Origin of the sequence: Rahnella woolbedingensis (assembly GCF_003602095.1) — a bacterium.
In the GTDB taxonomy this organism is placed as follows: domain Bacteria; phylum Pseudomonadota; class Gammaproteobacteria; order Enterobacterales; family Enterobacteriaceae; genus Rahnella; species Rahnella woolbedingensis.
In genome coordinates this window covers 204955-229849 of record NZ_RAHH01000001.1, presented here as the reverse complement: position 1 = coordinate 229849, position 24895 = coordinate 204955, and the positions used below count along the sequence as shown (strand labels likewise).

Here is a 24895-nt window from a genome sequence, read left to right as displayed (position 1 = left end):
ATAACAACCCCTTCGTAACGCTATCGGCATTACGAAGGGGTCATAGCTTACGGAATATTGCCGGTTAGCGCTACGATCAATACCGGATTGATGGACATTAGCGCGGTGAAATGAGAATTAGCCGCCGGATTTCAGACGAAATCCCGGTCGCGCCCGTTGATCAATGTAGTCAATCATCATACCGGCGATATCCAGCCCGGTGGTCGTTTCGATCCCTTCCAGCCCCGGCGACGCATTGACTTCCATCACCAGCGGGCCGCGGTTAGCGCGCAAAATATCCACACCGGCGACATCCAGCCCGAGTGTCAGCGCCGCTTTTACTGCAATTTCTTTCTCTTCTGGCGTGATTTTGACCTGAGTCGCCGTGCCGCCGCGATGCAGGTTGGAGCGAAAATCACCCGGCTTGGCCTGACGCTCAATCGCCGCCACCACTTTCCTGCCCACGACCAGACAGCGGATATCACGCCCCTGCGCTTCAGCAATATATTCCTGCACCAGAATATGCGCGTTCAGTCCACGAAAGGCGTCAATCACACTTTCCGCCGCCTGACGGGTTTCCGCCAGCACCACGCCGATGCCCTGCGTGCCTTCCACCAGCTTTACCACCAGCGGCGCACCACCGACCAGCGCAATCAAATCCGACGTATCGTCCGGCGCATTCGCAAAACCGGTGATCGGCAAATCAATGCCTTCACGCGCCAGAATCTGCATGGAGCGTAATTTATCGCGCGCACGGGTAATGGCCACCGATTCATTGAGCGGAAAACTGCCCAGCATTTCAAACTGGCGTAACACCGCGGTGCCATAAAAAGTGATCGCAGAACCAATACGTGGAATAACCGCGTGGTACTTATCGAGCTGACGTCCGCGATAATGCACACTGGGCGCAGCCGGATTGATATTCATATAGCAGGAAAGCGGGTCAATGATGTCTATCTCATGCCCGCGTGATTCTGCCGCTTCCTTCAGGCGCTTACACGAATACAAAGACCCGTCACGGGAAAGAATTGCAATTTTCATCCGACACTCCGTCGCCGTGTTAGCGTGTTGCCCAACCTTGCTTGTGCAATGCGTCCAGCATGAAAGGACGCTGTTCCTTTTTCAGCGTGCGCATGATCAGGTCACTCCAGGTATCGCGACGCGCATTGCTGTCCCGCTGTAAGTAATACTGACTCAGTTCTTCATCATATTCCGCCAGCACCGCTTTATTCACTGGCTGATAAGTGTTTTCGTGAACCAGCATGGACTGCGGCATACGCGGTTTCACCTGATGATCCTGCGCGGGTGTACCGATGCAAAAACCAAACAGCGGCATAACGAATTTTGGCAATTTCAGCAGCGTGACAACATCCTCCACCTGATTGCGGATCCCGCCGATAAATACGCCGCCCAGACCCAGCGACTCGGCCGCCGTCATGGCATTTTGCGCCATCAGCGCGGTATCCACGCAACCCAGCAGCAACTGCTCGGCAAGGCCAAGTTCAGCTTCGGGATTAATCTGCAAGTTACGGTTGAAATCTGCGCAGAAGACCCAAAATTCAGCCGCAGTGGCAACATATTTTTGTCCGCCGGTGTACTGCACCAGAGTTTCGCGCAGTGAAGGATCGGTGACACGAATAATAGAAGAGCATTGCAGGAAACTGGAAGTCGATGCTGATTGCGCAGCGCCAATGATGGCCTCGCGTTGTTCTTCGGTTACCGGTTGGTCGGTAAAGGCGCGAATTGAACGGTGTGAGCGCAAAAGGTCGATAGTCGGCGTCATTAAAAATTCCTGAATGATGTAAGTAACGGTGTGGGTAAAGGTGTAAGTAAAAGAGCTCACTGTCTCAATCATTCATGCAGTGAGCACCGTTTGCAAGGTTTGCGGCATCAATTGGTGCAACAATGTGTGGCGGCCAAAAACAGCAGCAGGTTCATTCAGATAGGTCAGAGGTATCAGACTGACAGGTAATTCCTGCTTTTTTTTATGGTTTGCAACAGGCATAGTAGCGACATCAAAAAGGTGATGTGGATAACAAAAATAGTCACTCGCCTTTCATTTTATCTTGTTGGTATTAACTAAGGAGTCTCCATGTTTGCAGTAATTTTCGGGCGTCCTGGCTGTCCTTATTGCGTGCGTGCTAAAGAGTTGGCTGAAAAACTGACTGAAGAACGTGATGATTTCAACTTCCGTTATATCGATATCCACGCGGAAGGTATCACTAAAGCCGACCTGGAAAAAACCGTGGGCAAACCGGTCGAAACGGTTCCACAGATTTTCCTCGATCAGAAACACATCGGCGGTTGCACTGATTTTGAAGCGTATGCCAAAGAGAATCTGGCGCTTTTCAGCAACTGATCCGCAAAGAATAAAGACATATACACAGCAAAAAGGCGCTCAGTGAGCGCCTTTTTTATTGGTCAGATATTGCCGGTAGGCGGTTGTGGCGAGAACAACAAACATTGCACCCAGCACGCACCAGAAAATCGCGCTGGCGGCATAGGCCACTTCCTGAACCGGAGGTCGTACGCGAACGTAGTAAATCCAGCGCAGAATGAAACAAAAAGGCACTGCCGCAAAAGCGCCCAGCAAAGTGGAAAAAATCGCCGTACTGCGAAATATTAAAGCCGTTATTACACCAGGAAAAAGAAATAACAACAGCCCGTATTCCGGACCGGGGAATTTATCGCTAACAATTATCCAACCATTTTTTAAAAAGATAAAAGCAATTACAAATAATATACAACATGTCGCCGGTGCTTTTATCGTTCGCCAAATTGCCATTTTACTTCCTCCTTAAAGCTGGCGAGTTTTTCACAGGTTCTCTGCACAAAATGCGTTCTTTCTTACCTGTCAGAGCCCTCTGGCTCCTTTGCCTGCGGTGTCTCGCACTCCCGCGAAACACAAAAAAAGCTTTCAGAATATTTAAACGGCCTTTTCTCTGGCTGAACGGCCTTTCTGTGACTAAAATGACGCCCGAAAGCCGCTTTGCCCTGACTCCGGCCTTTTATCAGGCGATGGCAGCGCGAGTAGGAATTTTCTGTTTCTGAATTTATCCTTTACATTCTCCTATATCAAGAATTTGTTGGTAAACAATAAGTTATCCTTGTGAATATAAACGTCGCTAGTTTGTTAAACGGGAATTACATCCTGTTATTATTTGTAGTTCTGGCACTCGGTTTGTGTCTGGGGAAAATTCGTCTGGGTTCTGTCCAGCTCGGAAATTCTATTGGCGTATTAGTGGTTTCCCTGCTTTTAGGCCAGCAGCACTTCAGCATTAATACCGAAGCCCTGAACCTCGGCTTTATGCTGTTTATTTTCTGTGTGGGTGTCGAAGCCGGACCGAACTTTTTTTCAATATTCTTCCGCGACGGCAAAAATTATTTCATGCTGGCGCTGGTGATGGTCGGTAGCGCCATGTTGCTGGCTTTCGGGCTCGGTCGTTTGTTTGGTTGGGACATCGGCCTGACCGCCGGTATGCTGGCCGGTTCCATGACCTCTACGCCGGTGCTGGTCGGCGCGGGGGACACGCTGCGCAACACCATGGGCGGCAATAATCTTCTCGGGTCCGAACTGGATAATCTGAGTCTCGGCTACGCCCTGACCTATCTTATCGGACTGGTCAGCCTGATTTTCGGCGCCCGTTATCTGCCAAAACTACAGCATCAGGATTTACCCACCAGCGCCCAGCAAATTGCACGCGAGCGCGGGCTGGATACTGACAGCAAACGCAAAGTCTATCTGCCGGTGATCCGCGCCTATCGTGTTGGCCAGGAACTCGTGGCCTGGGCGGATGGCAAAAACCTGCGTGAACTGGGCATTTATCGCCAGACCGGATGTTACATCGAACGCATCCGCCGCAACGGCATTCTGGCGACGCCGGACGGTGACGCGGTATTACAAGTCGGCGATGAAATCTCGCTGGTGGGTTATCCGGATGCGCATTCACGTCTTGATCCGAGTTTTCGTAACGGCAAGGAAGTGTTCGACCGTGACCTGCTCGACATGCGCATCGTCACCGAAGAAGTGGTGGTCAAGAACAACCACGCCGTCGGCAAGCGTCTGAGCCAGCTGAATCTGACCGATCAGGGTTGCTTCCTGAACCGTGTGATCCGCAGCCAGATTGAAATGCCAATCGACGACAGTATCGTGCTTAATAAAGGCGACGTTTTGCAGGTCAGCGGCGATGCAAAACGCGTGAAAAGTGTGGCAGAGCGTATCGGGTTTATCTCTGTGCACAGCCAGCTCACCGATTTACTGGCCTTCTGCGCCTTCTTTATTGTCGGCCTGATGATTGGTCTTATCACCTTCCAGTTCAAAAATTTCAGCTTTGGTATCGGGAATGCGGCGGGCTTGCTGTTCGCCGGGATCATGCTGGGTTTCCTGCGCGCCAACCACCCTACTTTCGGCTATATCCCGCAGGGCGCACTGAACATGGTGAAAGAGTTTGGTCTGATGGTGTTTATGGCGGGCGTCGGCCTGAGTGCCGGTGCGGGCATCAATAATGGCCTCGGTGCCGTCGGCGGACAGATGTTGATTTCCGGTCTGATTGTCAGCCTGGTTCCGGTGGTGATCTGCTTTATCTTCGGGGCATATGTTTTGCGCATGAACCGCGCGCTGCTGTTCGGTGCCATCATGGGCGCACGAACCTGCGCTCCGGCGATGGAAATCATCAGTGATACAGCCCGCAGTAACATTCCGGCACTCGGTTATGCAGGAACCTACGCGATTGCTAACGTATTACTGACACTCGCCGGTACATTGATCGTCATCATCTGGCCCGGGGCATGACGTAAGTCGTTGAACTGTAATGTGGCAAAAAAAAATCAATAATTTTTTTAAAATTTTGCCACATAGACCGAACTTTTAAAGTCTGTCGCAGTCTTAATTAGTGCCACTGCTTTTCTTTGAAGTCCCCAAATTTGGAGAGCCCACTAATCCCGCCTCGTTAGGTTCAAGATTAGTGGGTTTTTTCTTTTCTGGCTTTAAAACAATTCCTTACCCCTTATTACTCCTTATCATTCTCTATCACCCGAACCAATGTCCCGTCGATATCAATCATGACTCCCATTTTCATCCCTGACTGGGTTTGGGGCAGATGGACGCAGGGGCGTGAATGAGGATCCTCGCCGATGCCTGCGGCCTTAAAGGCAGCAAACATGGCATCTGCATCATCGACGCGTAAACAGCAACTGAACCAGCTGGTTTGCGGATCAAGCTCTGTGTGCAGGAAGAATTCCAGCGTAAGAGTTCCACGTACCATGATCAGCCAGCCGTCATCGACATACGTCGTATGGAAGCCAAAACTGCCGTAGAAATCTTGTGTTGCGCTGAAGTTTCGGGAAGGAAGATTGGGAGTGGCGAAATCGGTCATAGCGGCTCTCTTATATCCTAGGGTGTCGTTGAACGTTCACACCATCATGCCTGAGCCATCAAAGTGAAGAAAGGAAGACGTTAAACGCAAATCCCCCACCTTTCGGCAGGGGATTCAGACACATGAGACGCAGGTGCCCTCAACAAGGGCAGCGTCGGTTTATCAGAACTGATAAACCAGGCCCACAGCAACAACGTCATCGGTATTGATGCCGGCGTCGCGGGTCAGACGGGTGTCATCCATCAGGTTGATTTTGTAATCAACGTAAGTCAGCATGTTTTTGTTGAAGAAGTAAGACGCGCCAACATCAACATATTTGGTCAGGTTCTGGTTGCTGTAACCCGGAACATTACGGGCGTGTGACTGAACATACGCAACAGACGGACGCAGACCGAAGTCGAACTGGTATTGCGCTACCGCTTCAAAGTTCTGCGCTTTATCTGCATAACCGTAAGCGGTGCTGCCTGCTTTACCGAAGCGGTTAGCGTTGTAGCTCTGGGTGTACATCGCGGCCAGATAGATGTTGTTCGCGTCGTATTTCAGACCACCGCTGTAAGCGGTCGCTTTGTCGCCGTTACCTATGATTGCCGGATTGTTACGGCCATTTTGCTCATTGGTACGGTCAGAAGACATCATAGCGGCGGCTGCGCTGAAGCCTTCGCCCAGGTCATAAGACAGGGACATGCCGTAGCCGTCACCGTTTTGAGCCAGAACGTCGCGGCCGTTGTTAGATTCGGTTGCGCTGCCGTTTTTGCCCTGATACTGAACAGCAACGTCCAGGCCATCAACCACACCGAAGAAATCTTTGTTACGGTAAGTCAGCACGCCGTTAGCACGCTGGAACATGAAGTTGTCTGCACCGTAAGTATCGCCGCCGAATTCAGGCAGTACGTCGGTCCAGGACGCGACGTCATACATCACGCCATAGTTACGGCCGTAATCCAGTGAACCCCACTGCCCGAATTTCAGACCAGCAAAGCCGACACGGGTAAAGTTGTTATTATCAGCGCTTTCAGCAGAATTCAGGGCTGCCTGATATTCCCACTCACCGTAACCGGTCAGTTCGCTATTAATTTGGGTTTCACCGCGAAAGCCAAAACGCATATATGATTGGTCGCCGTCAGTGCTGTCATCGTTGGAGAAATAATGCAAGCCGTCGACTTTACCGAACAGATCAAGTTTGTTGCCGTCTTTATTATAAATTTCGGCAGCACCCGCAGTGCCGGCCATCATCAGAGCAGGAATTACCAGAGAAAGCGCGCGTAATTTCATCATCAATATCCTTGATTATTTGGAAGCTATCTAAATTGCCGTCCGGCAAGTTTATTATCAGCCCGCCGTGAAGTTATATTTCTTCTTAAGGCCTGGAACTGATGGGCGTCAAAATAGTCCAGGATAAGTTCCGTTGCAACCGGAAAAAATTTGAAATAGTTTTCGTTTGGCATTTGTTTAAGTTTAAAAAAACAAACAATTTATAATATTAAGTACTTTTAAAACATAGATTTATGGCAAAACAATTCACCCTAATATTAGTATTAATTTTTACTGCAACACACGGACATAATAATAATTTCACGGCGGGACTATGGCATGAAAACATAATCTCAGATTTCAAAAGCCTCCTAATGTAATGTTTTGTATATCTCAGGGAATGGGGTTGCAATTTCACCATAAAAAAAAAGCCTCCGGACCGGAGGCTGATGGATTTATTTGCACAAATGTTTATTACATTATTCTTTCGAGATGCTGACCTTTACCACCTAAACGTCCGTCGGTCTGATTCCATTCCTTTTCGTACGCCTGATAAGCAAATACAAATGCCTCGTGGCCGTCTTCAAATAACTGTTCCGGGCGCTTATGCCAGCCTGAATATGCGTCGTAACGCAAAATTTCATAACCGCCTTCGACCGGATGAAAAAGGTAAGTGTAATGTTCACAATATTCCGGTGCGTAGGGAATATCTTCCCCTGCTTCCAGTGTGATGAACAGGCCGCCCAGGCGTATTTTAATCATTGATATCCTTTTTCATTACCCACAATTTAGTCGTTTGTGCGGCCGTTATATAGGCAGTTTCAGCCATCTGATGCATCCCCTGCCGCTGATAAAATCCTATAGCAGACAGATTGCTCTGCAATACATCCAGCCAGAGAACCGGTTGCCGGTGTTCTCTCGCGACGCGTTCCGCCGCCGCAAACAGTTTCGCCCCAAGCCCGCGCGCGCGGCTTTCAGGCAGAAAGTACAGTTTGCATAGTTTAGCGCCAGATGCTGTCGTCACATTGGTTTCTGGCTGCACATTAAAATCGAGCCGCGCAAATCCGACTGCCCCGCCGTTTTCCTCGGCCACCAGCCATCGGCTGTCAGGGCTGTTCAGGCTCAGACGCATCACCTCGTCACCAAAATCCTCGGCCAGAAAAGCATCCAGCTCATCATTATTTTGCCACAAGCTACCAAAATAATGGCGATAGGTCTCGTGCCCGAGACGCTGCAATACGCTTAAATCAGCAAAAACGGCCTCACGAATCTCCATTTCATTGCTCTCTCATAAAATTATTCACTACACTGTTCAGGCCAAAATGAATTGGCAGTTAAGGCTATTTTTATAGGAGTCATTCTCATGACGCAAAATATTTACGATGATCAGGCCTTCTTTGATGGCTATGCCGGGCTCGGACGCTCGCAGTTCGGTCTGGACGGCGCGCCGGAATGGTCTTCCCTGAAAGCGATGCTGCCGGATATGAACGGTGCGCATGTGGCAGATCTGGGTTGTGGTTACGGCTGGTTTTGCCGCGCGGCGCGTGAAATGGGTGCCGCCGACGTTCTCGGGCTGGATATCTCTGAAAAAATGCTGGAAAAAGCCCGTTCCATGACGCCGGATACGGGCATCCGCTATGAAAGACGCGACCTGGAAGCGCTGACCTTACCCGAAACGTCGTTTGATCTTATCTACAGTTCGCTGACCCTGCATTACATCGACGCCCTGCCTGCGCTGTTCCGAACAATTTTTCAGGCGCTCAAAGCAGGTGGTCATTTCGTGTTTTCTGGTGAGCATCCGGTGTATACCGCGCCTTGCGGGCCGGGCTGGAAGCTCAACGAGCAAGGCCATAAAACCTGGCCGGTGGACGGTTATCAGCGTGAAGGCCAGCGCGTGACTGACTGGTTTGCAGAAGGTGTCATTAAGCAGCACCGTAAACTCGGCACCTATATCAATTCATTGATTGAAGCGGGATTTGTTATCCGTCATCTGGATGAATGGGGCCCTTCAGCTGAGCAGATTGCTGCTTATCCGGATCTTGCTGAAGAAGCAGAACGGCCAATGCTGTTTCTGATGTCAGTGCAAAAAACGCGTTAACTATGATCTGTTAACGGTTAACGGTTCGCATCCCACTTTCTGAAATCTTATCTTTTATTTTTCACGTCAGGCATCACCGCCGGGAGGCTCGTCCTCCCGCCTGCTTAAGGCTTCCTTAAGTTCTTCTCTTTACACTCTATTTCATCGCGAAACTATACCGATGCTCAATGACTCGGGAAATTCAGACGATACCCCCTTTACCTCAGTGACAGCGCAATTTAACGTAGCCACCGTTTATGAAGGTTTTGTTACTGATCGACGGGAATTTTTTGAAGGCTATTTTGGCCTGTTTATTCGAGGGTAGTTTAATGGAACAGCTGAACCATCTGGTTTTTCTCTGGATTAACGCTACGCCGGCCTCGCCGGAAGTGCTGATCAAATTTGCCGGATTTCTGGCAAATGATCTGATCATCATTGTCCCCCTGCTGATTGCCGGGTTATGGCTTTGGGGTCAGCGCGAGAATATCGGCCAGCAACGCGTATTGGTCAGCAAAACGGCAATTGCCCTCCTTTTTGCGATGGCGACCGCCAAATCGTTATCGCTGCTATTCCCTCATGCACGCCCTTTCGTGGAAGGGTTCGGGCATACCTTTATTCAGCACGCCCCTGACAGTTCATTCCCGAGCGACCATGGCACCGCCATCTTCACTTTCGCGCTGTCGTTCCTGTTCTGGCACCGCCTGTGGTCCGGTGCGTTACTGATGGTTACCGCCGTGGGTATCGCATGGTCACGTGTCTATCTGGGCGTTCACTGGCCACTCGATATGGTCGGCGGATTCCTGGTGGGTATGCTCGGTTGTCTGTTCGCACAACTGGTGTGGAACCTGTTCGGTGAGCAGATTAACGCGATGATGTGCCGGGTTTACCGCTTCGGATTTGCCTTCCCGATTAAGAAAGGCTGGGTGCAGAACTAAATATTTTCACAAAGCACAAAGCAAAAAAACGAGGCTCAGAGATGGCCTCGTTTTTTATTGCAGGTATTTATCTCAGATGAGATCACTTCCCAAAAATGCTGCTCCAGAGACCACTGATCTTCATCATCACGAAGTCCCAGATACGGCCAATAAAGCCGGTTTCTTTCACTTCCTGCAATGCCACCAGCGGACGCTGCTCAATGACTTTACCGTCCAGACTGAAATCTACCGTACCCACCACCTGATTTTTCGCCAGTGGCGCTTCAAGCTGCTTATTAGTCAGATTAAAGCTGGCTTTGAGATTCTTCAGCTGGCCTTTTGGCATGGTCAGCGACGCATTTTCTGCGACACCCAGCGGCACCATTTTTTCATCCCCAAACCAGACGCGCTGGCTGGTAAACGCATCACCGGCTTTAATCGGCGTCAGCGTTTCGTAAAAACGGAAACCCCAGGTCAGCAGGCTTTCGCTTTCGCTGAAACGGATCCGGTCACTCGGCGCGCCCATCACCACGGCAATCAGTCGCATTCCGGTTGAATCACTGGCAGAAGACACCAGGTTATAACCCGCACCCGAGGTGTAGCCGGTTTTAATACCGTCAACGTTCAGGTTGGAACTCCACAGCAGACGGTTACGGTTGATCTGCTTAATGTGGTTAAAGGTGAATTCTTTTTCTTTGTGCAGCGCGTATTCATCCGGCGTATCGCGGATCAATGCCTGTGAAAGCAGCGCCATATCGGTGGCGGACGTGTACTGCCCATCCGCATCAAGCCCGTGAACGGTTTTGAAATGCGTATTTTGCAGTTTCAGCTGTTCTGCGTAGCGGTTCATCAGGTTAACGAAAGAATCCTGGCTGCCGGCAACGTAATCGGCCAGCGCGATACTGGCGTCGTTACCCGACTGAATAACAACACCTTTATTGAGTTCAGACACCGGCACGCGGTCACCGGGTTTAAGGAACATCAGAGAAGATCCGCGCAGTACCGGATTGCCGGTTGCCCAGGCATCGTTGCCGACAGAAACCAGATCGTCAGACTTGATTTTACCGGATTTAATAGCCTGCCCGACCACGTAGCTGACCATGATTTTACTCAGGCTGGCCGGGTCAAGACGGGTATCAGGGTTAGATTCGGTGATGATTTTCCCGCTGTTGTAATCCATTAACACCCAGGATTTGGCGTTAATCTGAGGGGCGACGGGGCCGTTATCCGCCTGAGCGGCAGGAAGCGCCAGCAGGAATATTCCACTGCCCAGCGCGTAAATGAAAGTCCGTTTGAATTGGGAAGAAATTGTCATAGGTATCAGCGCTTTTGTCCGGGTAACTGAAATTTATCTTATCTTTCAATCAGATTGTGCAACTCTGTCAGGTGTAAAACCTACTGCTTTCCGGGTCGGGAATAAACCTAAATAGTGTAAAGATCTTAAGAATAGTCGAGTTTTCCGCTGCTTGCGCAAAATCAACTGGCGATATAAACGGCAGTCAGTGCTTGACCCATTCACTCATGTACGGCAGTTTGGCATATAAATACATATAAAATATCTATAACAATAAACGGGTTATCCGTAACGGGATATCAACGTTACTGAACTAAAGGCAGGGGCTGAAATGGCAGGTTTGGTCTTTAAGGCGCTGATCGGCGCACTGGTCGTGATCCTGATCGGAATACTCTCGAAAACACGCAACTATTATATTGCCGGACTGGTGCCGTTGTTTCCCACTTTCGCCCTGATTGCCCATTATATTGTCGGCACCGAACGCAACATCGAGGCGCTGCGCACGACCATCATTTTTGGCCTGTGGGCGGTGATCCCCTACATGGTGTATCTGCTTTCATTATACTTTTTCATCGGTTCGATGAAATTGCCCTACGCGCTGATTGCCGCCGTGGCCTGCTGGTCACTGGCAGCCTGGGCGCTGATTGGCCTGTGGACGCGTTTTCACGCCGGATGAAACGGCATATGAATATTGCGTGGCAACAGCGTTCATAAAACACTCAATCGCCAAAATTGCGCTACGCTGAATGAAGACTGTCAGATGAGGGAATCCGCGCCATGGATCTCGCAATTTTTGAGCTCGACCATACCCTGATTTGCGATGACAGCCACAACCTGTGGCTGCACTGGCTGATTTCTCAGGGTTATGCCTCTTCGGATGAACTCAGTCATTACCGGTTGCACGCCCTGCCCGCGCAGTTCTCCCCGCAATATGTCGCAAATTACAGTGATTATCTTACCCGCGCATTTTTGCCGATGAGCGGCCTGAGTTGCCCGACTGTGGCGAACTGGGTTCAGCGGTTTATTCACCGCGATATCATGCCTCGCGTATATCCGCAGGCACGTGAAAGGCTGGAATGGCACCGGGCTCGCGGGGATGAAATCCTGATCGTATCAGCGTGTGGCGAACATCTGGTGAAGCCGGTGGCCAGACGTCTTGGCGCACATGCCGGTATCGGGTTGCAGGCCGGAGTCAGTAACCAGCGCTTCAGCGGTACGGTTGAGGGTAATCTGATGTTTCATCAGGGCCGCCTCGAGCGCTTGAAACTTTGGCTGGAAGCCCGCAAACCTCATGTTTATCAGCAAATATTCGCCTACAGCCACACGCTGTACGACCAGCCTTTGCTGGAATTCGCCGATGTTCCGACGGTTATCAATGCCAGCGAAGCGCTACAACATCTCGCTGTCGCGAAGGGCTGGCATTCTCAGCACTGGTCGCGTTATCCCCATCTGCAACAGGCGGCCTGTTAGTTTTAAAAACTACAGACCAAAATCGCGGATAAACAATTCGCTTTCCCGCGCGATTTCATCACGAATAAAATCGATAAACTGACTTAGCGCGGGAGCACGTCGTTTCCCTGCCGGAGACTGTACCTGTAAATAACGCTGGCTCAGCTGCCCGATGTTCACCGGTTTAACCCGCAGATTGTCGCGACGCGCTTTATACATAATCGAAAAGTGACTGCACGCCGCAATCGCACCCGGCGTCTGCACCATAAAATCGTACAACGTCGAGAATCGGTTACAGCTCACCGTCGGTTCCAGAAAAATCCCGCTCATCCGACAGGACAAATCGAACAGCTGGCGGATGGTGCTGCCCTGTTCATTCATCGCCAGCGGGTAGGGATGCAAATCCATCAGTTGCAGCTCTTTTTCCGCCAGCGGATGATCGGATCGCATCACCATACGTACCGGAGCGGAGAACGAGGCCAGAATATCCACGCCGCGTTCCGCCACCAGACTTAACTGCAGGGCCACATCCACCTCTGCGTTACGGATCATTTCTGACACCTGCGTCACGGTACCGATATTCAGATAAAACATCACGCCTGGATTATCACGCCGGAACTGTGAAAACAGCCGCGGCAGCAGATCAAACGCCAGCCCGTCGGTACTGGCCATGCGGATCACCGTGCGGCGTACCGCTTTCAGCCCCTGAATTTCCGCTATCGCATGTTCCATATCCATCATGCTTTTACGCACGTGGTTTTCCAGGATCTGCCCGGCATCATTTAGCACCATCCCGCGCGCATGACGTTCAAACAGCTGGGCGCCGATGCGTTCTTCCAGCCGCTGGATCTGACGGCTGATGGCCGAAACAGCGACAAATAATTGCTTACTTGCCCCGCTGAGTGAACCGGTATTGGCGACCGCCAGAAAATAGCGGATCTCTGAACTTTGCATGGCGGCATTGCCTCATAACTGCACAGACGAGCATTACAATCAAAGCAACGCTAAGTTGCAATTATTATTATTGTGGCAACGTTTGTGCAACGCTTAGAGTGAAACTGCTAAAAAAAACAACAATAAATCCTCAAAACAATTACAAGCAGGTTACATATGACAGCGGAAAATATCGTCGTACAAGCGCTTGCCTGGTTTGACCAGGGTGAATACAAACGAATTCTGGCACGCCGGGTGGCTATTGCGACAGAAAGCCAGAGCAATCAGCGCGACGCAGAACTGACGCGCTATCTCGATGAAGAAATCAAACCGGCACTTTCCGCGATGGGTTTTAGTCTGCTCAGCGTGGACAATCCTCATGCCGAACACCGTCCTTTTCTGATTGCCACGCGTATTGAAGACAGCAAACTGCCGACCGTGCTGAGTTACGGCCATGGCGATGTGGTATTCGGCGACGATGAAAACTGGCGTGAGGATTTATCACCGTGGGAGCTCAAGGAAGAAGGCGACCGCTGGTTCGGACGTGGCAGCGCTGACAATAAAGGCCAGCACAGCATCAACATTGCCGCGCTGGAGCAAATTTTCAAAGCGCGCGGTGGCCGCCTCGGGTTTAACTGCAAACTGCTGTTTGAAATGGGCGAAGAAATCAGTTCTCCGGGACTGGCCGAACTTTGCCGGGATTACAAAGAACAGCTGAGCGCCGATATCTTTCTGGCCTCCGACGGTCCGCGTCTGAGTGCAGAACGCCCGACCTTATTCCTCGGCTCACGCGGTGCAGTGAATTTCCGTCTGACAATCCGCGCACGCGACAATGCTTATCACTCCGGCAACTGGGGCGGTTTGCTGACCAATCCGGGTACGCAACTGGCGAATGCGCTGGCATCTCTGGTGAATCAGCACGGGCAGTTACAGGTCGCTGCGCTCAAAGCGCCTGCGGTCAGTGGCGCTATCCGTGAAATTCTCCGGGATGTCGATGTGAACGGCGGTGCGACCGATCCGCAGATCGACCCGAACTGGGGCGAAGCAGGTCTGACACCCACCGAGCGTTTGTACGCGTCGAATACGCTGGAAGTATTGTCGTTCCTGACCGGCAATCCGCAGCGTCCGATGAATGCGATTCCCGGCCACGCGACGGCGGTCTGTCAGCTGCGGTTTGTGGTCGGCACCGACTGGAAGAATCTGGCGGATCACGTACGCGCACATCTGGATGCTCACGGTTTCCCGCAGGTGGACGTTGAATTTGTGCGCGGCTCACCGGCGACGCGTTTTGATCCCACCGATCCGCTGGTCGGCTGGGCACTGGATATCATGCAGCACACTACCGGTAAAAAACCGGCGCTGCTGCCTAATCTGGGCGGTTCACTGCCCAATGATGTCTTTGCCGACATTCTCGGTTTACCGACACTTTGGGTTCCTCACTCTTATCCGGCCTGCGGCCAGCATGGCGTCAACGAGCATATGCTGATCCCGGTTGCCCGCGAAGGGCTGGCCATCATGACCCATCTGTTATGGGATCTCGGTGAACGCGGTACCAGCCTGCTGAGACAACATCTTGCCCACGCAGGAGGTGCTCAATGAGCCAGTTAAGCGCCACATCGCAACACGCAGGCGCCACGGCAGAAAAGCCCAGCCTGATGAAAACTTTATTCGCGACCTGTATCGGCAACGCACTGGAATGGTTTGATATCGCGATTTACGGTTTTTTCGCCAGTTATATTGCCCACGCTTATTTCCCGACGTCCGACCCGACGGTTTCCCTGCTGCTGACATTTGGCAGCTTTGGCGTGTCGTTCCTGATCCGCCCGCTCGGCGCCATTGTACTCGGCGCTTACGCCGATAAACACGGTCGCAAAGCTTCACTGCTGATGTCCATCAGCCTGATGATGGTTGGCGGGCTGATTATCGTCATCACCCCTTCTTACGCCACCCTTGGCATGGCGGCTCCGCTGCTGATCCTGGTCGCAAGGCTGATTCAGGGATTTTCTGCGGGCGGGGAATTCGGCAGTTCGACCGCGTTTCTGGTCGAGCACTTTCCGGAGCGTAAGGCGTTTATCGCCAGCTGGCAGTTCGCCACGCAGGGTGCCAGCACGCTGCTGGCCTCGGCTTTCGGACTGGGGTTATCCGCCGCTCTGAGCGAAACGCAGTTACAAAACTGGGGATGGCGTATCCCGTTTATCTTCGGCCTGCTGATTGGTCCGGTCGGGTTGTATATCCGCCGCCATATCAAGGAATCGGAAAGCTTCACAAAAGCGAAGAAAGCGCCCTCCCCGCTGAAAGAAATCGTGCGCTCGCAAAAAGGTCTTTTCTTTACCGCTATCGGGCTGATGGTGGTGTCTACCGCCATTAACTACATGCTGAATTACGTGCCGACTTATGCAACCAAAACGCTGCATCTGCATGCTTCCGCCGGATTCAGCGCCACGCTGGCAGGCGGCATTATCCTGACGGTAGTGACCCCCCTGATGGGACTGTGGGCGGAGAAAATTGGCCGACTGCCACTGATGTGGGGATCGCTTATCCTGATGCTGCTGACCATTTATCCGGCGTTCTGGCTGATGCTGCAATACACCTCGGCGATGTCATTACTGCTGCTGATAAGCTGGCTGGCTCTGCTGAAAGCGGTGTATTTCTCCACGGTACCTTCGATGATGGCGGATTTATTCCCGATAACCACTCGCGCCAGCGGCATGGCGATCAGCTACAACGTTGCCGTGACCGTTTTCGGTGGCTTCGCGCCGTTGATCTGTACACTGCTGATTTCCGCCACCGGCAGCAGTCTGGCGCCGGGTTATTATCTGATGATCGTCGCCCTGCTGAGTGTCTGGGCTGTGTTTAAAGCGCAAAAAAAACATCGCTGAATTCCCCCTCAGAAACACTCAGCGACAGGGCTTCCTGTTGCTGAGTGTTACTTTTTTCACTTCGCTTAATTATTGGCGGTGGCCTATAGTCTTAGCCAGAAAGATCTACACCTTCTGTTTTCCTCTATTCAAAACAAGGAGTTCCGCATGCTCACCCTATGGGGCCGCGAAAATTCAAGTAACGTCAAAAAAGTGCTGTGGCTGCTTGATGAACTGAATCTGACTTTTCAGCACGTCAATGCCGGCGGCGTGTATGGCAAAAACAACGAGCCACTTTATCTGTCGCTGAATCCTAACGGCCTGGTACCTTGTCTGCAGGACGACGATTTCGTGTTGTGGGAATCCAACGCCATTCTGCGTTATCTGGCCGAACGCTCGGGGGAAGAAGCCTTCTGGCCGGACAATCTGCAACAACGTGCGGCAGCTGATAAATGGCTGGACTGGTGCAGTAACTCGCTGACCGTACCGTTCCGTCAGGTGTTTCTGACGCTGGTACGCACGCCCGTAGCGGAACGCGATATGTCTGTGGTCGCGGCGGGTATGGCGGCATTTGAAAAATACTGGGCGATTGCCGACGCCCTGCTGGCGAAGCAAAAATGGTTCTCCAGCGAGCAGTTCGGTATCGGTGATATTCCGGTGGCCTGCTATGCCGATGCCTGGTTCCGCCTGGATATTGAACGTCAGTCTCATCCGAATCTTGAACGCTGGTATCAGCAACTGAAAGCGCGCCCGGCCTTCTGTAAGCGGGTGATGCTGCCCCTGAGCTAAACGGGGTTTGGTTTCGGATAATCCTGTTAAAGGCGGCCATTTCTGACCGCCTTTTGTCATTCAATCATCTCAGCTTTAAGTCATCTCAGCTTTGCGGCGCGATCTTAAGCAATTTACCGTCGCGCTTATCCGTCAGTACATACACAAATCCGTCGCTGCCAACCTGCACCTCGCGGATACGTTCCTTGCGGTCGCTGAGCAGCCGTTCCTCATGAGTCACTTTTTCGCCATCGAGCGTCAGGCGGATCAATGATTCCCCGGCAAGCGCGCCGACAAACAGCGAGTTTTTCCACTGCGGGAATTTCTGCGCGTTATAAAACGCCATTCCGCTGAGCGCCGGTGATATCTCCCAGTAGTAAATCGAGTCTTCCGCGCCCGCCAGCGTCGTCCCTTTCGCTTCGGGGATCGGCTGACCGGAATAGTTGATACCCAGCGTCGCCAGCGGCCAGCCGTAGTTTTTTCCGGCCTGCGGTAAATTCACTTCATCACCACCACGCGGGCCGTGCTCGGTTTCCCACAGCGCGCCGCTCCACGGATTGATGGCCAGCCCCTGCGGATTGCGGTTGCCGTAAGTCCAGATTTGCGGTTTAGCATTCTTGTCATGCACAAACGGATTGTCCTGCGGTACACCGCCTTCCGGCGTCAGGCGTAAAATCTTGCCCTGAAGCTGATTCAGATGCTGGGCATTGATGCGCTGGTTATTATCGCCGGTGGAAAGAAAAATATTGCCCTTCTCATCAAACGCCATGCGACCGCCAAGATTGATACCGCTTTGCAAGGCCGGTTGCTGAATAAAGACCACTTTAAAGTTGCTCAGGGTTTTATTATCGGCCGATAAAGTGCCGTAGCCGAGCGCTGCATGTGGTTCACCCTTTTCTCCCGGATGCGCGAAGGTCAGATACACCCGACGATTGCTGGCGAAATCCGGCGATAAACGCACATCCCACAAACCGGCCTGCCCGCTGACCCAGACGCGCGGTACACCTTTCAGCAGCGCAGAAAGCCCGCCGTCCGGTTTCCACAGATGCAGCTGTCCGCTGCGTTCGGTGATCAGCGCGCCCTGATTATCCGGCAGAAAGGCCAGCGACCAGGGATGATCCAACCCCGTCGCCAGTTCCGTCACTTGTGCGCCCGCGTAGGGCGGAGAAACCGGTGATTTCGGTGCAGCAGCGGCCTGGGTGGTCATCAGGGCAAAGGTAAAAACGGGCAATAATGTGTCGCGGAAAGAAAAGGTCATAAGGCTTCCCCCGGAGGCATTGTTGAGAGAGAAAATCAGAGGTGAAGTTTCAGTTTAGGCCATGTGACTGATTTTGCTGCGCGGCGGTTCGCCGGCTATAACCAACAGGAATAACGGCTGACGGAAATATAATAACTACAAAGCATTCCCTCTTTCTTAACATACCGGTAGACTGCCCAAACAGAATAGACGTCTGGACAGACAGACTTCTGTACATCCTCAGCTAAAAATTACACCAGAAAAAATCGTGTCCAACGGACCTCTTTAGTCATTAGCAAATATAATGAGAAAAATATAATGAGAAAAATATCCGCATCCCTGCTGGCACTGAGCCTGTTTTCCGCCTTACCGGCATTCGCAGCCGATGGCACACCCGCGCCGGTTCCGGCGGCGATTGCCCAGCACAATGGTCCGGTGCGCATCGCTATCGTTCGCAATCTGGGTTCTGACGACAACACCACCCAGTTTCTGGCCGGAGCCATCAAACAAGGCCGTGCGCTCGGTTTTAAAGTCGATACCTTCCTGAGTAACGGCGATGACGCCAAATTCCAGGATTTCGTCAATCAGGCCATCAGCCAGAAATACGACGGTATTATCCTTTCGCAGGGTCGCGGGCCTTACTCTGAAGCGCTGGTCAAACGCATCGCCGCTGCCGGAATTGCGGTTTCTGCTTTTGATACAGAAGTTCCGGAAGACATTCCTGGCGTCACCGTTACCCGTCAGGACGATGCTTCGCTGGCAAAAGCGTCCGTCGGCCAGCTGGTGAAAGATTTCAACGGTAAAGCCAACATCGTCAAACTGTGGGTGGCCGGTTTCCCGCCAATGGAACGCCGCCAGAAAACCTACGAAGCCATCCTGAAAGAGAATCCGGGCATTCATCAGCTGGAATCCATCGGCGCGGTGTCCTCTGACGTTCAGGGCGATACGGCAAACAAAGTCGGTGCGATTCTGGCGAAATACCCAAAAGGTCAGATTGACGCGATCTGGGGCGCATGGGATGCCTTCAGCCAGGGCGCCTATAAAGCGCTGAAAGAGAATGGCCGTACTGAAATCAAGCTTTACAGCATTGATGTGTCGAATCAGGATCTTCAGCTGATGCGCGAAAAAGGCAGCCCGTGGCAGATGACCGCCGCTGTCGATACTCAGCTGATTGGTGCAGTAAACCTGCGTATTGTGGCGCTGAAAATTGCCGGTGAGAAAACGCCGGCTACTTACGAATTCCCGGCACAAACCATTCCTCAATCCCTGCTGCTCAGCCAGCCGGAAGGGGTCAACGTGACCGGCCTGAGCAAAATCATTCCGGGCTGGGGAAAATCAGAAGATTTCACCGCGCCGTGGTTTGCGACGCTGGAAGCAAAATACAAAAAGTAACCGCCTCAGACCTCCCGGAAACGGGAGGTTTTCATCAAAAACTCAGCATTTCTCTCCGTTTCTTCCGCTCAACTTTTCCCCGTTTGCCCCGCGCGATCACAGAAATAAAGAAACATAATTTCAGAAACAAAAATCTCAATAGCCTCAACGCCTTGTAAACGTTAAAACCGTACTCTCCCTTTTCATACGGACATTGAAGCAATGAGCACTGAGATCCTTTCGGTCAAGGAAAAGATTGGATATGGATTAGGCGATGCGGCCAGTCATATAATTTTCGATAACGTCATGCTTTACATGATGTTCTTTTATACCGACATCTTCGGTATTCCGGCGGGCTATGTCGGCACCATGTTCCTGCTCGCCCGCGCACTGGACGCCATTTCTGATCCCTGCATGGGATTACTGGCCGACCGCACACGCACCCGCTGGGGGAAATTCCGCCCGTATGTTCTGTTTGGCGCCATTCCTTTCGGTATCGTCTGCGTCTTTACCTACACCACGCCTGAGCTCAGCATGACCGGCAAAATGATTTACGCCGCCATCACTTATACGCTGCTCACACTGATGTACACCGTCGTGAATATCCCTTATTGCGCGCTGGGTGGCGTGATCACGTCTAACCCGACACAGCGTATTTCATTGCAATCGTACCGTTTCGTGCTGGCAACGGCGGGCGGGATGCTGAGCACGGTGCTGATGATGCCGCTGGTGAATTTCATCGGCGGTGAGGATAAAGCTGTCGGTTATCAGGGCGGGATCGCAGTACTGGCGATTGTCGCCGCCGTCTTGCTGGCGATTTGTTTTGCGACCACCAAAGAGCGAATCGATCCGGGCAAACCGACCGGCACTATGCGTGAAGATTTGCGTGACATCTGGCACAACGACCAGTGGCGTATTGTCGGCCTGCTGACCATCCTCAATATTATGGCAGTCGCGGTTCGCGGCGGCGCCATGATGTATTACGTCACCTATATCCTTGGTAATCCGGTGCTGTTCGCCTGGTTCCTCGGCGTGTATTCCGTCGGCAACCTGTTCGGCAGCGCACTGGCTAAACCGCTCACCGACTGGAAATGCAAAGTCAGCGTGTTCTGGTGGACTAACGCCATTCTGGCGGTGCTGAGCATCGGCATGTTCTTCCTGCCACTGAACGGCAGCGTGCTGATGTTTATCTTCATCTTCGCCATCGGTGTTCTGCACCAGCTCGTCACCCCGATCCAGTGGGTGATGATGTCCGACACCGTCGATTACGGCGAATGGAACGACGGCAAACGCCTGACCGGTATCAGTTTCGCCGGCACCCTGTTTGTGCTGAAACTCGGTCTGGCACTGGCCGGTGCGATGATCGGCTGGATGCTGGCAGGTTCCGGTTATCAGTCCGGAGCCGCTACTCAAAATACCGCCACCATGACCAGCATTGTCGCGTTATTCACTCTGGTTCCGGCTGCCTGCTATCTGCTGAGCGCCATCATCTGCAAACGCTATTACATTCTGCGCAGCCCGCTGCTGCGCCGCATTCTCGATGAAGTCGCGCAGGGTATCCGCCGTAATCAGCAAGAATTTATGAAATGAATCTGTTTTTGAAGAACTGAAACTGATTTAACTGAACATGCCCAAAATCATTCGTGCTCAATCAAGGCGGCCAACGCAGAGTCAGTGTGAAGGATGGAGGGCTGAAGGAGGAATTCATTATGAAAATAAGTGATGGTAACTGGTTGATTCAGGATGGTCTGACACTGACGCACCCGTTACAGGTTTTTGAAGTGCAGCGTTCAGGCAATGAAATGGTGATTTACGCCGCGCCGAAAGATGCGTCGGAACGCGCCAGCCAGCTGGATTCACCCCTGTTTACGCTGCGATTTTTCTCGCCGCAAACCGGTGTTATTGGCGTGCGTATTACTCACTTTGACGGCGAAACCGACAAAGGCCCGCACTATCCGCTGCTGCAATCCGACACACCGGAATTACGGTTCGAAGATAACGAGGAATTCGCTGCCCTGCACAGCGGCGACCTCTGCGTGCGCGTCACCAAGGGTAATAACTGGACGCTGGATTTTCTGCGCAACGGCCGCCGGATAACCGGCAGTGTCGCCAAATCTAATGGCTATGTGCAGGACGCAAACTCGCAGAAAACCTACATGATGGAACGCCTGGACCTGGGCGTCGGCGAAACGGTTTATGGTCTTGGCGAACGTTTCACCGCACTGGTTAAAAATGGCCAGACGGTAGAAACCTGGAACCGCGACGGCGGAACCAGCACTGAGCAGTCCTACAAAAATATTCCGTTTTATCTGACCAACCGCGGCTACGGCGTGCTGGTGAATCATCCTGAATGTGTGTCTTTTGAAGTCGGTTCGGAGAAGGTCTCTAAAGTTCAGTTCAGCGTGGAAGGCGAATATCTGGAATATTTCGTCATTGATGGCCCGACGCCGAAAAAAGTGCTCGACCGTTATACCCGTCTGACCGGCCGCCCTGCGCTGCCGCCGGCCTGGTCTTTTGGTCTGTGGCTGACCACCTCTTTCACCACTAATTACGATGAAGCCACGGTGAACAGCTTTATTGATGGCATGGCAGAACGTCAGTTGCCGTTACACGTTTTCCACTTCGACTGTTTCTGGATGAAAGCCTTCCAGTGGTGTGATTTCGAGTGGGATCCGCAAACCTTCCCGGATCCGCAGGGCATGTTGCAACGCCTGAAAGCGCGCGGCCTGAAAATCTGCGTGTGGATCAACCCCTACATTGGCCAGAAATCACCACTGTTCCACGAAGGCAAAGAAAAAGGCTATCTGCTAAAACGTCCGGACGGTCGCGTGTGGCAGTGGGACAAATGGCAGGCCGGAATGGGGATTGTCGATTTCACCAATCCGCAGGCCTGCGAATGGTATGCCGGGCATCTGAAACGTCTGGTCGATATGGGCGTGGACTGTTTCAAAACCGACTTCGGCGAGCGCATCCCGACAGACGTCGTCTGGCATGACGGCTGCGACCCGCAGAAAATGCACAACCATTACGCATTCGTATACAACAAACTGGTGTACGAAACATTGCAGGACAAGCTCGGCGCATCTGAAGCGGTACTGTTCGCCCGCTCCGCGTCGGTCGGTGCCCAGCAATTCCCGGTTCACTGGGGCGGTGACTGCTACGCCACGTACGAATCAATGGCGGAAAGTCTGCGCGGCGGATTATCCATCGGATTGTCTGGTTTTGGATTCTGGAGCCACGACATCGGCGGATTCGAAAATACCGCTCCGGCGCACATCTACAAACGCTGGTGCGCGTTCGGCCTGCTCTCAAGCCACAGCCGCCTGCATGGCAGCAAATCCTATCGTGTGCCATGGGTTTATGACGATGAAGCTTGTGATGTAGTACGCCAGTTTACGCAGCTTAAATGCCGACTGATGCCGTATCTCTATCCTGCTTCGTCACAGGCAGCCAGCCACGGAACGCCGGTTATGCGCGCCATGATGCTGGAATTCCCGGAAGATCCGGCCTGCGATTATCTCGACCGTCAGTATATGCTGGGGGATGACTTGCTGGTTGCGCCGGTCTTTAGCGAAGAAGGCGACGTCGATTTTTATCTGCCGCAAGGACGCTGGACGCATCTTCTGAATAACGAAGTGGCAGAAGGTTCACGCTGGCACCGTCAGCAGCACGGCTTTGACAGCCTGCCGCTGTATGTTCGCCCGAACACATTGCTGGCTTTGGGCAGTAATAATCAGAAACCGGATTACGATTACAGCCAGCAAACCGAATTCCATCTGTTTGAGCTGGAAGAAGGTGCGGTAGCGGAAAGCGCGATAACGGATCTCAGCGGGAAAACTGTTTTCAGCCTGAAAGCCGAACGGGTGGATGGCGTGATTACCGTGACTCATGAAGGTCAGGCCTCAGGCTGGACACTGTGTCTGCGTAACCTGAGCGGTGTGCGTGAAATCAGCGGATCACGTCAGGAATCCGGTTCACAGGGATTGGTTCTGACGCCGTCTGAAGGCGCAAAATCACTGGTAATTACGCTGTAAAAAGGCAAAGCGCCTGCGACAAAATCAATGCCCCGCTCAGTGATGAACGGGGCATTTTTTATAACATATCGATGATACCGGTTGCTTACAGACGTTCGTCTGATGGCACATCATGCATCCTGATAAACGCTTTCCCCGTGAATACTCCGGTACTCTTTCGGCGTCATTTCGTAGCCTTTCTTGAATACCGAATAGAAATATTGCAGCGACGGATAGCCGCACATTTGCGAAATCTCATTGATAGAAATCGACGTGGCCGCCAGCAGATTACGCGCCCGGTCGAGTTTCTCCTCATGGATCACGCCGTGGATCGTCTGCCCGGTTTCATCTTTAAAGCGTTTTTCCAGATTCGAGCGGGACATCCCGATGGCATCGAGAACCTGCTCCACCTTGATCCCTTTACAGGCGTGATAGCGGATGTAATGCATGGCCTGGATAACCGCCGGATCGCGTAAGGAACGGAAATCCGTCGAACGGCGTTCAACCACTTTCACTGGCGGCACCAGAATGCGCTGTAAGGGCAAATCACGCTGATCCAGCAGCTGATGCAGGAGTTTTGCCGCGCGATATCCCATCTGGCGCGTGCCCTGCACAACGGATGACAACGCCACACGCGACAAATACCGCGTCAGTTCTTCGTTATCGATACCAATTACGCTGAGCTTTTCCGGCACAGGGATATTCAGATGCTCGCAAACCTGCAACAGATGCCGCGCGCGCGCATCGGTCACCGCGATAATCCCGGTTTGCTGCGGCAATGTTTGTATCCAGTCCGCCAGCCGGTTTTGTGCGTGCTGCCAGTTTTCCGGCGCGGTTTCCATTCCCTGATAAACCACGCCCTGATATTGCTCGGCGGACACCAGTTTTCTGAAGGCATGCTCGCGTTCCTGCGCCCAGCGTTTTCCGCCTGCATCCGGCAAACCATAAAATGCGAAGCGGTTGATGCCCTTCTCTTTCAGGTGCATAAAGGCCGCTTCCACCAGCGCGTAATTGTCAGTGGCGATGTAATGCACCGGCGGATAATCTTCTTCCAGATGATAAGAACCGCCGACTCCGACTATGGGTACATTAAGATCCTTAAGCAACGTCACGATTTCCCGATCGTCAAAATCGGCAATGACACCGTCGCCGAGCCAGTCTTTGATATTGTCTATACGGCAGCGGAAATCTTCTTCAATGAAGATATCCCAGTCGCTTTGTGAGGCCTGCAAATATTCACCCACGCCTTCTACTACCTGACGGTCGTAGACTTTGTTAGCGTTAAATAACAGAGTGATGCGATAACGTTTTTCAAACATGCCTGTCTCTCACCAGTTTCTAATAGACTAAGCCTCATTCATTGCGCTAACTGAATG

General features: G+C 52.2%; 23 protein-coding genes. 12 read left to right on the top strand and 11 right to left on the bottom strand.

Annotation, left to right across the window (positions count from 1 at the left end; all coding sequences use genetic code 11):
• Positions 1-117 precede the first annotated feature (117 nt).
• Together rimK and nfsA are read right to left on the bottom strand one after the other, a co-directional pair.
• A complete protein-coding gene (gene rimK, locus D6C13_RS01045) occupies positions 118-1020 on the bottom strand; it encodes a 30S ribosomal protein S6--L-glutamate ligase (protein ID WP_120130991.1) in 903 nt (300 codons plus the stop codon).
• 19 nt (positions 1021-1039) lie between these two features.
• Positions 1040-1762, bottom strand: coding sequence for an oxygen-insensitive NADPH nitroreductase (gene nfsA, locus D6C13_RS01040; RefSeq protein ID WP_120130990.1), 723 nt, complete (start codon positions 1760-1762; stop codon positions 1040-1042).
• 309 nt (positions 1763-2071) lie between these two features.
• On the opposite strand from nfsA, the gene D6C13_RS01035 reads away from it, so the two are divergent.
• Positions 2072-2338, top strand: coding sequence for a GrxA family glutaredoxin (locus D6C13_RS01035; protein WP_120130989.1), 267 nt, complete (start codon positions 2072-2074; stop codon positions 2336-2338).
• A gap of 39 nt (positions 2339-2377) precedes the next feature.
• Here D6C13_RS01035 and ybjM read toward each other — a convergent pair whose 3' ends face one another.
• The gene (ybjM, locus tag D6C13_RS01030; protein WP_120130988.1) at positions 2378-2764 is read right to left on the bottom strand and encodes an inner membrane protein YbjM; all 387 of its coding nucleotides are present in this window, start codon (positions 2762-2764) and stop codon (positions 2378-2380) included.
• 324 nt (positions 2765-3088) lie between these two features.
• Between ybjM and D6C13_RS01025 the strand changes: the two genes are divergently transcribed.
• Positions 3089-4771, top strand: coding sequence for an aspartate:alanine antiporter (locus tag D6C13_RS01025; protein WP_120130987.1), 1683 nt, complete (start codon positions 3089-3091; stop codon positions 4769-4771).
• Between the two features lie 217 nt (positions 4772-4988).
• On the opposite strand, the gene D6C13_RS01020 is transcribed toward D6C13_RS01025, so the two are convergent.
• The 4 genes from D6C13_RS01020 to D6C13_RS01005 all read right to left on the bottom strand — a co-directional run bounded on the left by D6C13_RS01020 (position 4989) and on the right by D6C13_RS01005 (position 7881).
• A complete protein-coding gene (locus D6C13_RS01020) occupies positions 4989-5354 on the bottom strand; it encodes a bleomycin resistance protein (protein WP_120130986.1) in 366 nt (121 codons plus the stop codon).
• Between the two features lie 162 nt (positions 5355-5516).
• Complete coding sequence (ompC, locus tag D6C13_RS01015) at positions 5517-6626, bottom strand: porin OmpC (RefSeq protein ID WP_120130985.1); 1110 nt, start codon at positions 6624-6626, stop codon at positions 5517-5519.
• A gap of 453 nt (positions 6627-7079) precedes the next feature.
• Positions 7080-7367: a hypothetical protein gene (locus tag D6C13_RS01010; RefSeq protein WP_120130984.1), complete on the bottom strand. Its 288-nt coding sequence runs from the start codon at positions 7365-7367 to the stop codon at positions 7080-7082.
• Positions 7360-7881 carry a GNAT family N-acetyltransferase gene (locus D6C13_RS01005; protein WP_120130983.1) on the bottom strand — a complete coding sequence of 174 codons (522 nt, stop codon included), beginning with the start codon at positions 7879-7881 and terminating at the stop codon, positions 7360-7362. The genes D6C13_RS01010 and D6C13_RS01005 overlap by 8 nt, the downstream gene beginning before the upstream one ends.
• An 87-nt stretch (positions 7882-7968) precedes the next feature.
• Between D6C13_RS01005 and D6C13_RS01000 the strand changes: the two genes are divergently transcribed.
• Both D6C13_RS01000 and ybjG read left to right on the top strand, forming a co-directional pair.
• Positions 7969-8703 (top strand): class I SAM-dependent methyltransferase, encoded by a 735-nt coding sequence (locus tag D6C13_RS01000; protein ID WP_120130982.1) that lies wholly within the window; start codon positions 7969-7971, stop codon positions 8701-8703.
• Between the two features lie 308 nt (positions 8704-9011).
• Positions 9012-9617, top strand: a complete 606-nt coding sequence (gene ybjG, locus D6C13_RS00995; RefSeq protein ID WP_120130981.1) for an undecaprenyl-diphosphate phosphatase — start codon at positions 9012-9014, stop codon at positions 9615-9617.
• 82 nt (positions 9618-9699) lie between these two features.
• Here ybjG and D6C13_RS00990 read toward each other — a convergent pair whose 3' ends face one another.
• Positions 9700-10911, bottom strand: coding sequence for a serine hydrolase (locus tag D6C13_RS00990; protein WP_120130980.1), 1212 nt, complete (start codon positions 10909-10911; stop codon positions 9700-9702).
• A 310-nt stretch (positions 10912-11221) separates the two neighbouring features.
• Between D6C13_RS00990 and D6C13_RS00985 the strand changes: the two genes are divergently transcribed.
• Positions 11222-11566: a GlpM family protein gene (locus D6C13_RS00985; protein WP_120130979.1), complete on the top strand. Its 345-nt coding sequence runs from the start codon at positions 11222-11224 to the stop codon at positions 11564-11566.
• A gap of 101 nt (positions 11567-11667) precedes the next feature.
• A complete protein-coding gene (locus tag D6C13_RS00980) occupies positions 11668-12360 on the top strand; it encodes an HAD family hydrolase (protein ID WP_120130978.1) in 693 nt (230 codons plus the stop codon).
• A 9-nt stretch (positions 12361-12369) separates the two neighbouring features.
• Here the strand turns inward: D6C13_RS00980 and D6C13_RS00975 are convergent, their stop codons facing one another.
• Positions 12370-13293 (bottom strand): LysR family transcriptional regulator, encoded by a 924-nt coding sequence (locus tag D6C13_RS00975; protein ID WP_120130977.1) that lies wholly within the window; start codon positions 13291-13293, stop codon positions 12370-12372.
• A gap of 156 nt (positions 13294-13449) precedes the next feature.
• Between D6C13_RS00975 and D6C13_RS00970 the strand changes: the two genes are divergently transcribed.
• From D6C13_RS00970 to D6C13_RS00960, 3 genes are all read left to right on the top strand, one after another.
• Positions 13450-14871: a M20 family metallopeptidase gene (locus tag D6C13_RS00970; RefSeq protein ID WP_120130976.1), complete on the top strand. Its 1422-nt coding sequence runs from the start codon at positions 13450-13452 to the stop codon at positions 14869-14871.
• Complete coding sequence (locus tag D6C13_RS00965) at positions 14868-16151, top strand: MFS transporter (protein ID WP_120130975.1); 1284 nt, start codon at positions 14868-14870, stop codon at positions 16149-16151. Before D6C13_RS00970 ends, D6C13_RS00965 begins: the two co-directional genes overlap by 4 nt.
• Before the next feature lie 147 nt (positions 16152-16298).
• Positions 16299-16919 carry a glutathione S-transferase family protein gene (locus D6C13_RS00960; protein ID WP_120130974.1) on the top strand — a complete coding sequence of 207 codons (621 nt, stop codon included), beginning with the start codon at positions 16299-16301 and terminating at the stop codon, positions 16917-16919.
• An 85-nt stretch (positions 16920-17004) separates the two neighbouring features.
• On the opposite strand, the gene D6C13_RS00955 is transcribed toward D6C13_RS00960, so the two are convergent.
• A complete protein-coding gene (locus tag D6C13_RS00955; protein WP_120130973.1) occupies positions 17005-18156 on the bottom strand; it encodes a PQQ-dependent sugar dehydrogenase in 1152 nt (383 codons plus the stop codon).
• Between the two features lie 297 nt (positions 18157-18453).
• Between D6C13_RS00955 and D6C13_RS00950 the strand changes: the two genes are divergently transcribed.
• The 3 genes from D6C13_RS00950 (at position 18454) to yicI (ending at position 23540) form a co-directional block, all read left to right on the top strand.
• On the top strand, positions 18454-19527 hold the full coding sequence (locus D6C13_RS00950) for a sugar ABC transporter substrate-binding protein (protein ID WP_120130972.1): 1074 nt from the start codon (positions 18454-18456) through the stop codon (positions 19525-19527).
• Positions 19528-19728: 201 nt separating this feature from the next.
• Entirely contained in the window at positions 19729-21096 is a 1368-nt protein-coding gene (locus D6C13_RS00945; protein WP_120130971.1) for a glycoside-pentoside-hexuronide family transporter, read from the top strand.
• A gap of 119 nt (positions 21097-21215) precedes the next feature.
• Positions 21216-23540, top strand: a complete 2325-nt coding sequence (gene yicI / locus D6C13_RS00940; protein ID WP_120130970.1) for an alpha-xylosidase — start codon at positions 21216-21218, stop codon at positions 23538-23540.
• A 110-nt stretch (positions 23541-23650) separates the two neighbouring features.
• Here the strand turns inward: yicI and xylR are convergent, their stop codons facing one another.
• On the bottom strand, positions 23651-24838 hold the full coding sequence (xylR, locus tag D6C13_RS00935) for a D-xylose utilization transcriptional activator XylR (protein WP_120130969.1): 1188 nt from the start codon (positions 24836-24838) through the stop codon (positions 23651-23653).
• Positions 24839-24895: the final 57 nt, after the last annotated feature.

Coding starts and splice junctions, on each gene's coding strand:
- D6C13_RS00960 (WP_120130974.1), top strand. CDS start 16,299: ATGCTCACCCTATGGGGCCGCGAAAATTCAAGTAACGTCAAAAAAGTG.
- D6C13_RS00970 (WP_120130976.1), top strand. CDS start 13,450: ATGACAGCGGAAAATATCGTCGTACAAGCGCTTGCCTGGTTTGACCAG.
- D6C13_RS01020 (WP_120130986.1), bottom strand. CDS start 5,354: ATGACCGATTTCGCCACTCCCAATCTTCCTTCCCGAAACTTCAGCGCA.
- D6C13_RS01035 (WP_120130989.1), top strand. CDS start 2,072: ATGTTTGCAGTAATTTTCGGGCGTCCTGGCTGTCCTTATTGCGTGCGT.
- D6C13_RS00955 (WP_120130973.1), bottom strand. CDS start 18,156: ATGACCTTTTCTTTCCGCGACACATTATTGCCCGTTTTTACCTTTGCC.
- D6C13_RS01010 (WP_120130984.1), bottom strand. CDS start 7,367: ATGATTAAAATACGCCTGGGCGGCCTGTTCATCACACTGGAAGCAGGG.
- yicI (WP_120130970.1), top strand. CDS start 21,216: ATGAAAATAAGTGATGGTAACTGGTTGATTCAGGATGGTCTGACACTG.
- D6C13_RS00990 (WP_120130980.1), bottom strand. CDS start 10,911: ATGACAATTTCTTCCCAATTCAAACGGACTTTCATTTACGCGCTGGGC.
- D6C13_RS00975 (WP_120130977.1), bottom strand. CDS start 13,293: ATGCAAAGTTCAGAGATCCGCTATTTTCTGGCGGTCGCCAATACCGGT.
- rimK (WP_120130991.1), bottom strand. CDS start 1,020: ATGAAAATTGCAATTCTTTCCCGTGACGGGTCTTTGTATTCGTGTAAG.
- xylR (WP_120130969.1), bottom strand. CDS start 24,838: ATGTTTGAAAAACGTTATCGCATCACTCTGTTATTTAACGCTAACAAA.
- D6C13_RS00945 (WP_120130971.1), top strand. CDS start 19,729: ATGAGCACTGAGATCCTTTCGGTCAAGGAAAAGATTGGATATGGATTA.
- D6C13_RS00985 (WP_120130979.1), top strand. CDS start 11,222: ATGGCAGGTTTGGTCTTTAAGGCGCTGATCGGCGCACTGGTCGTGATC.
- D6C13_RS00950 (WP_120130972.1), top strand. CDS start 18,454: ATGAGAAAAATATCCGCATCCCTGCTGGCACTGAGCCTGTTTTCCGCC.
- nfsA (WP_120130990.1), bottom strand. CDS start 1,762: ATGACGCCGACTATCGACCTTTTGCGCTCACACCGTTCAATTCGCGCC.
- D6C13_RS01000 (WP_120130982.1), top strand. CDS start 7,969: ATGACGCAAAATATTTACGATGATCAGGCCTTCTTTGATGGCTATGCC.
- ybjM (WP_120130988.1), bottom strand. CDS start 2,764: ATGGCAATTTGGCGAACGATAAAAGCACCGGCGACATGTTGTATATTA.
- D6C13_RS00965 (WP_120130975.1), top strand. CDS start 14,868: ATGAGCCAGTTAAGCGCCACATCGCAACACGCAGGCGCCACGGCAGAA.
- D6C13_RS00980 (WP_120130978.1), top strand. CDS start 11,668: ATGGATCTCGCAATTTTTGAGCTCGACCATACCCTGATTTGCGATGAC.
- D6C13_RS01005 (WP_120130983.1), bottom strand. CDS start 7,881: ATGGAGATTCGTGAGGCCGTTTTTGCTGATTTAAGCGTATTGCAGCGT.
- ompC (WP_120130985.1), bottom strand. CDS start 6,626: ATGAAATTACGCGCGCTTTCTCTGGTAATTCCTGCTCTGATGATGGCC.
- ybjG (WP_120130981.1), top strand. CDS start 9,012: ATGGAACAGCTGAACCATCTGGTTTTTCTCTGGATTAACGCTACGCCG.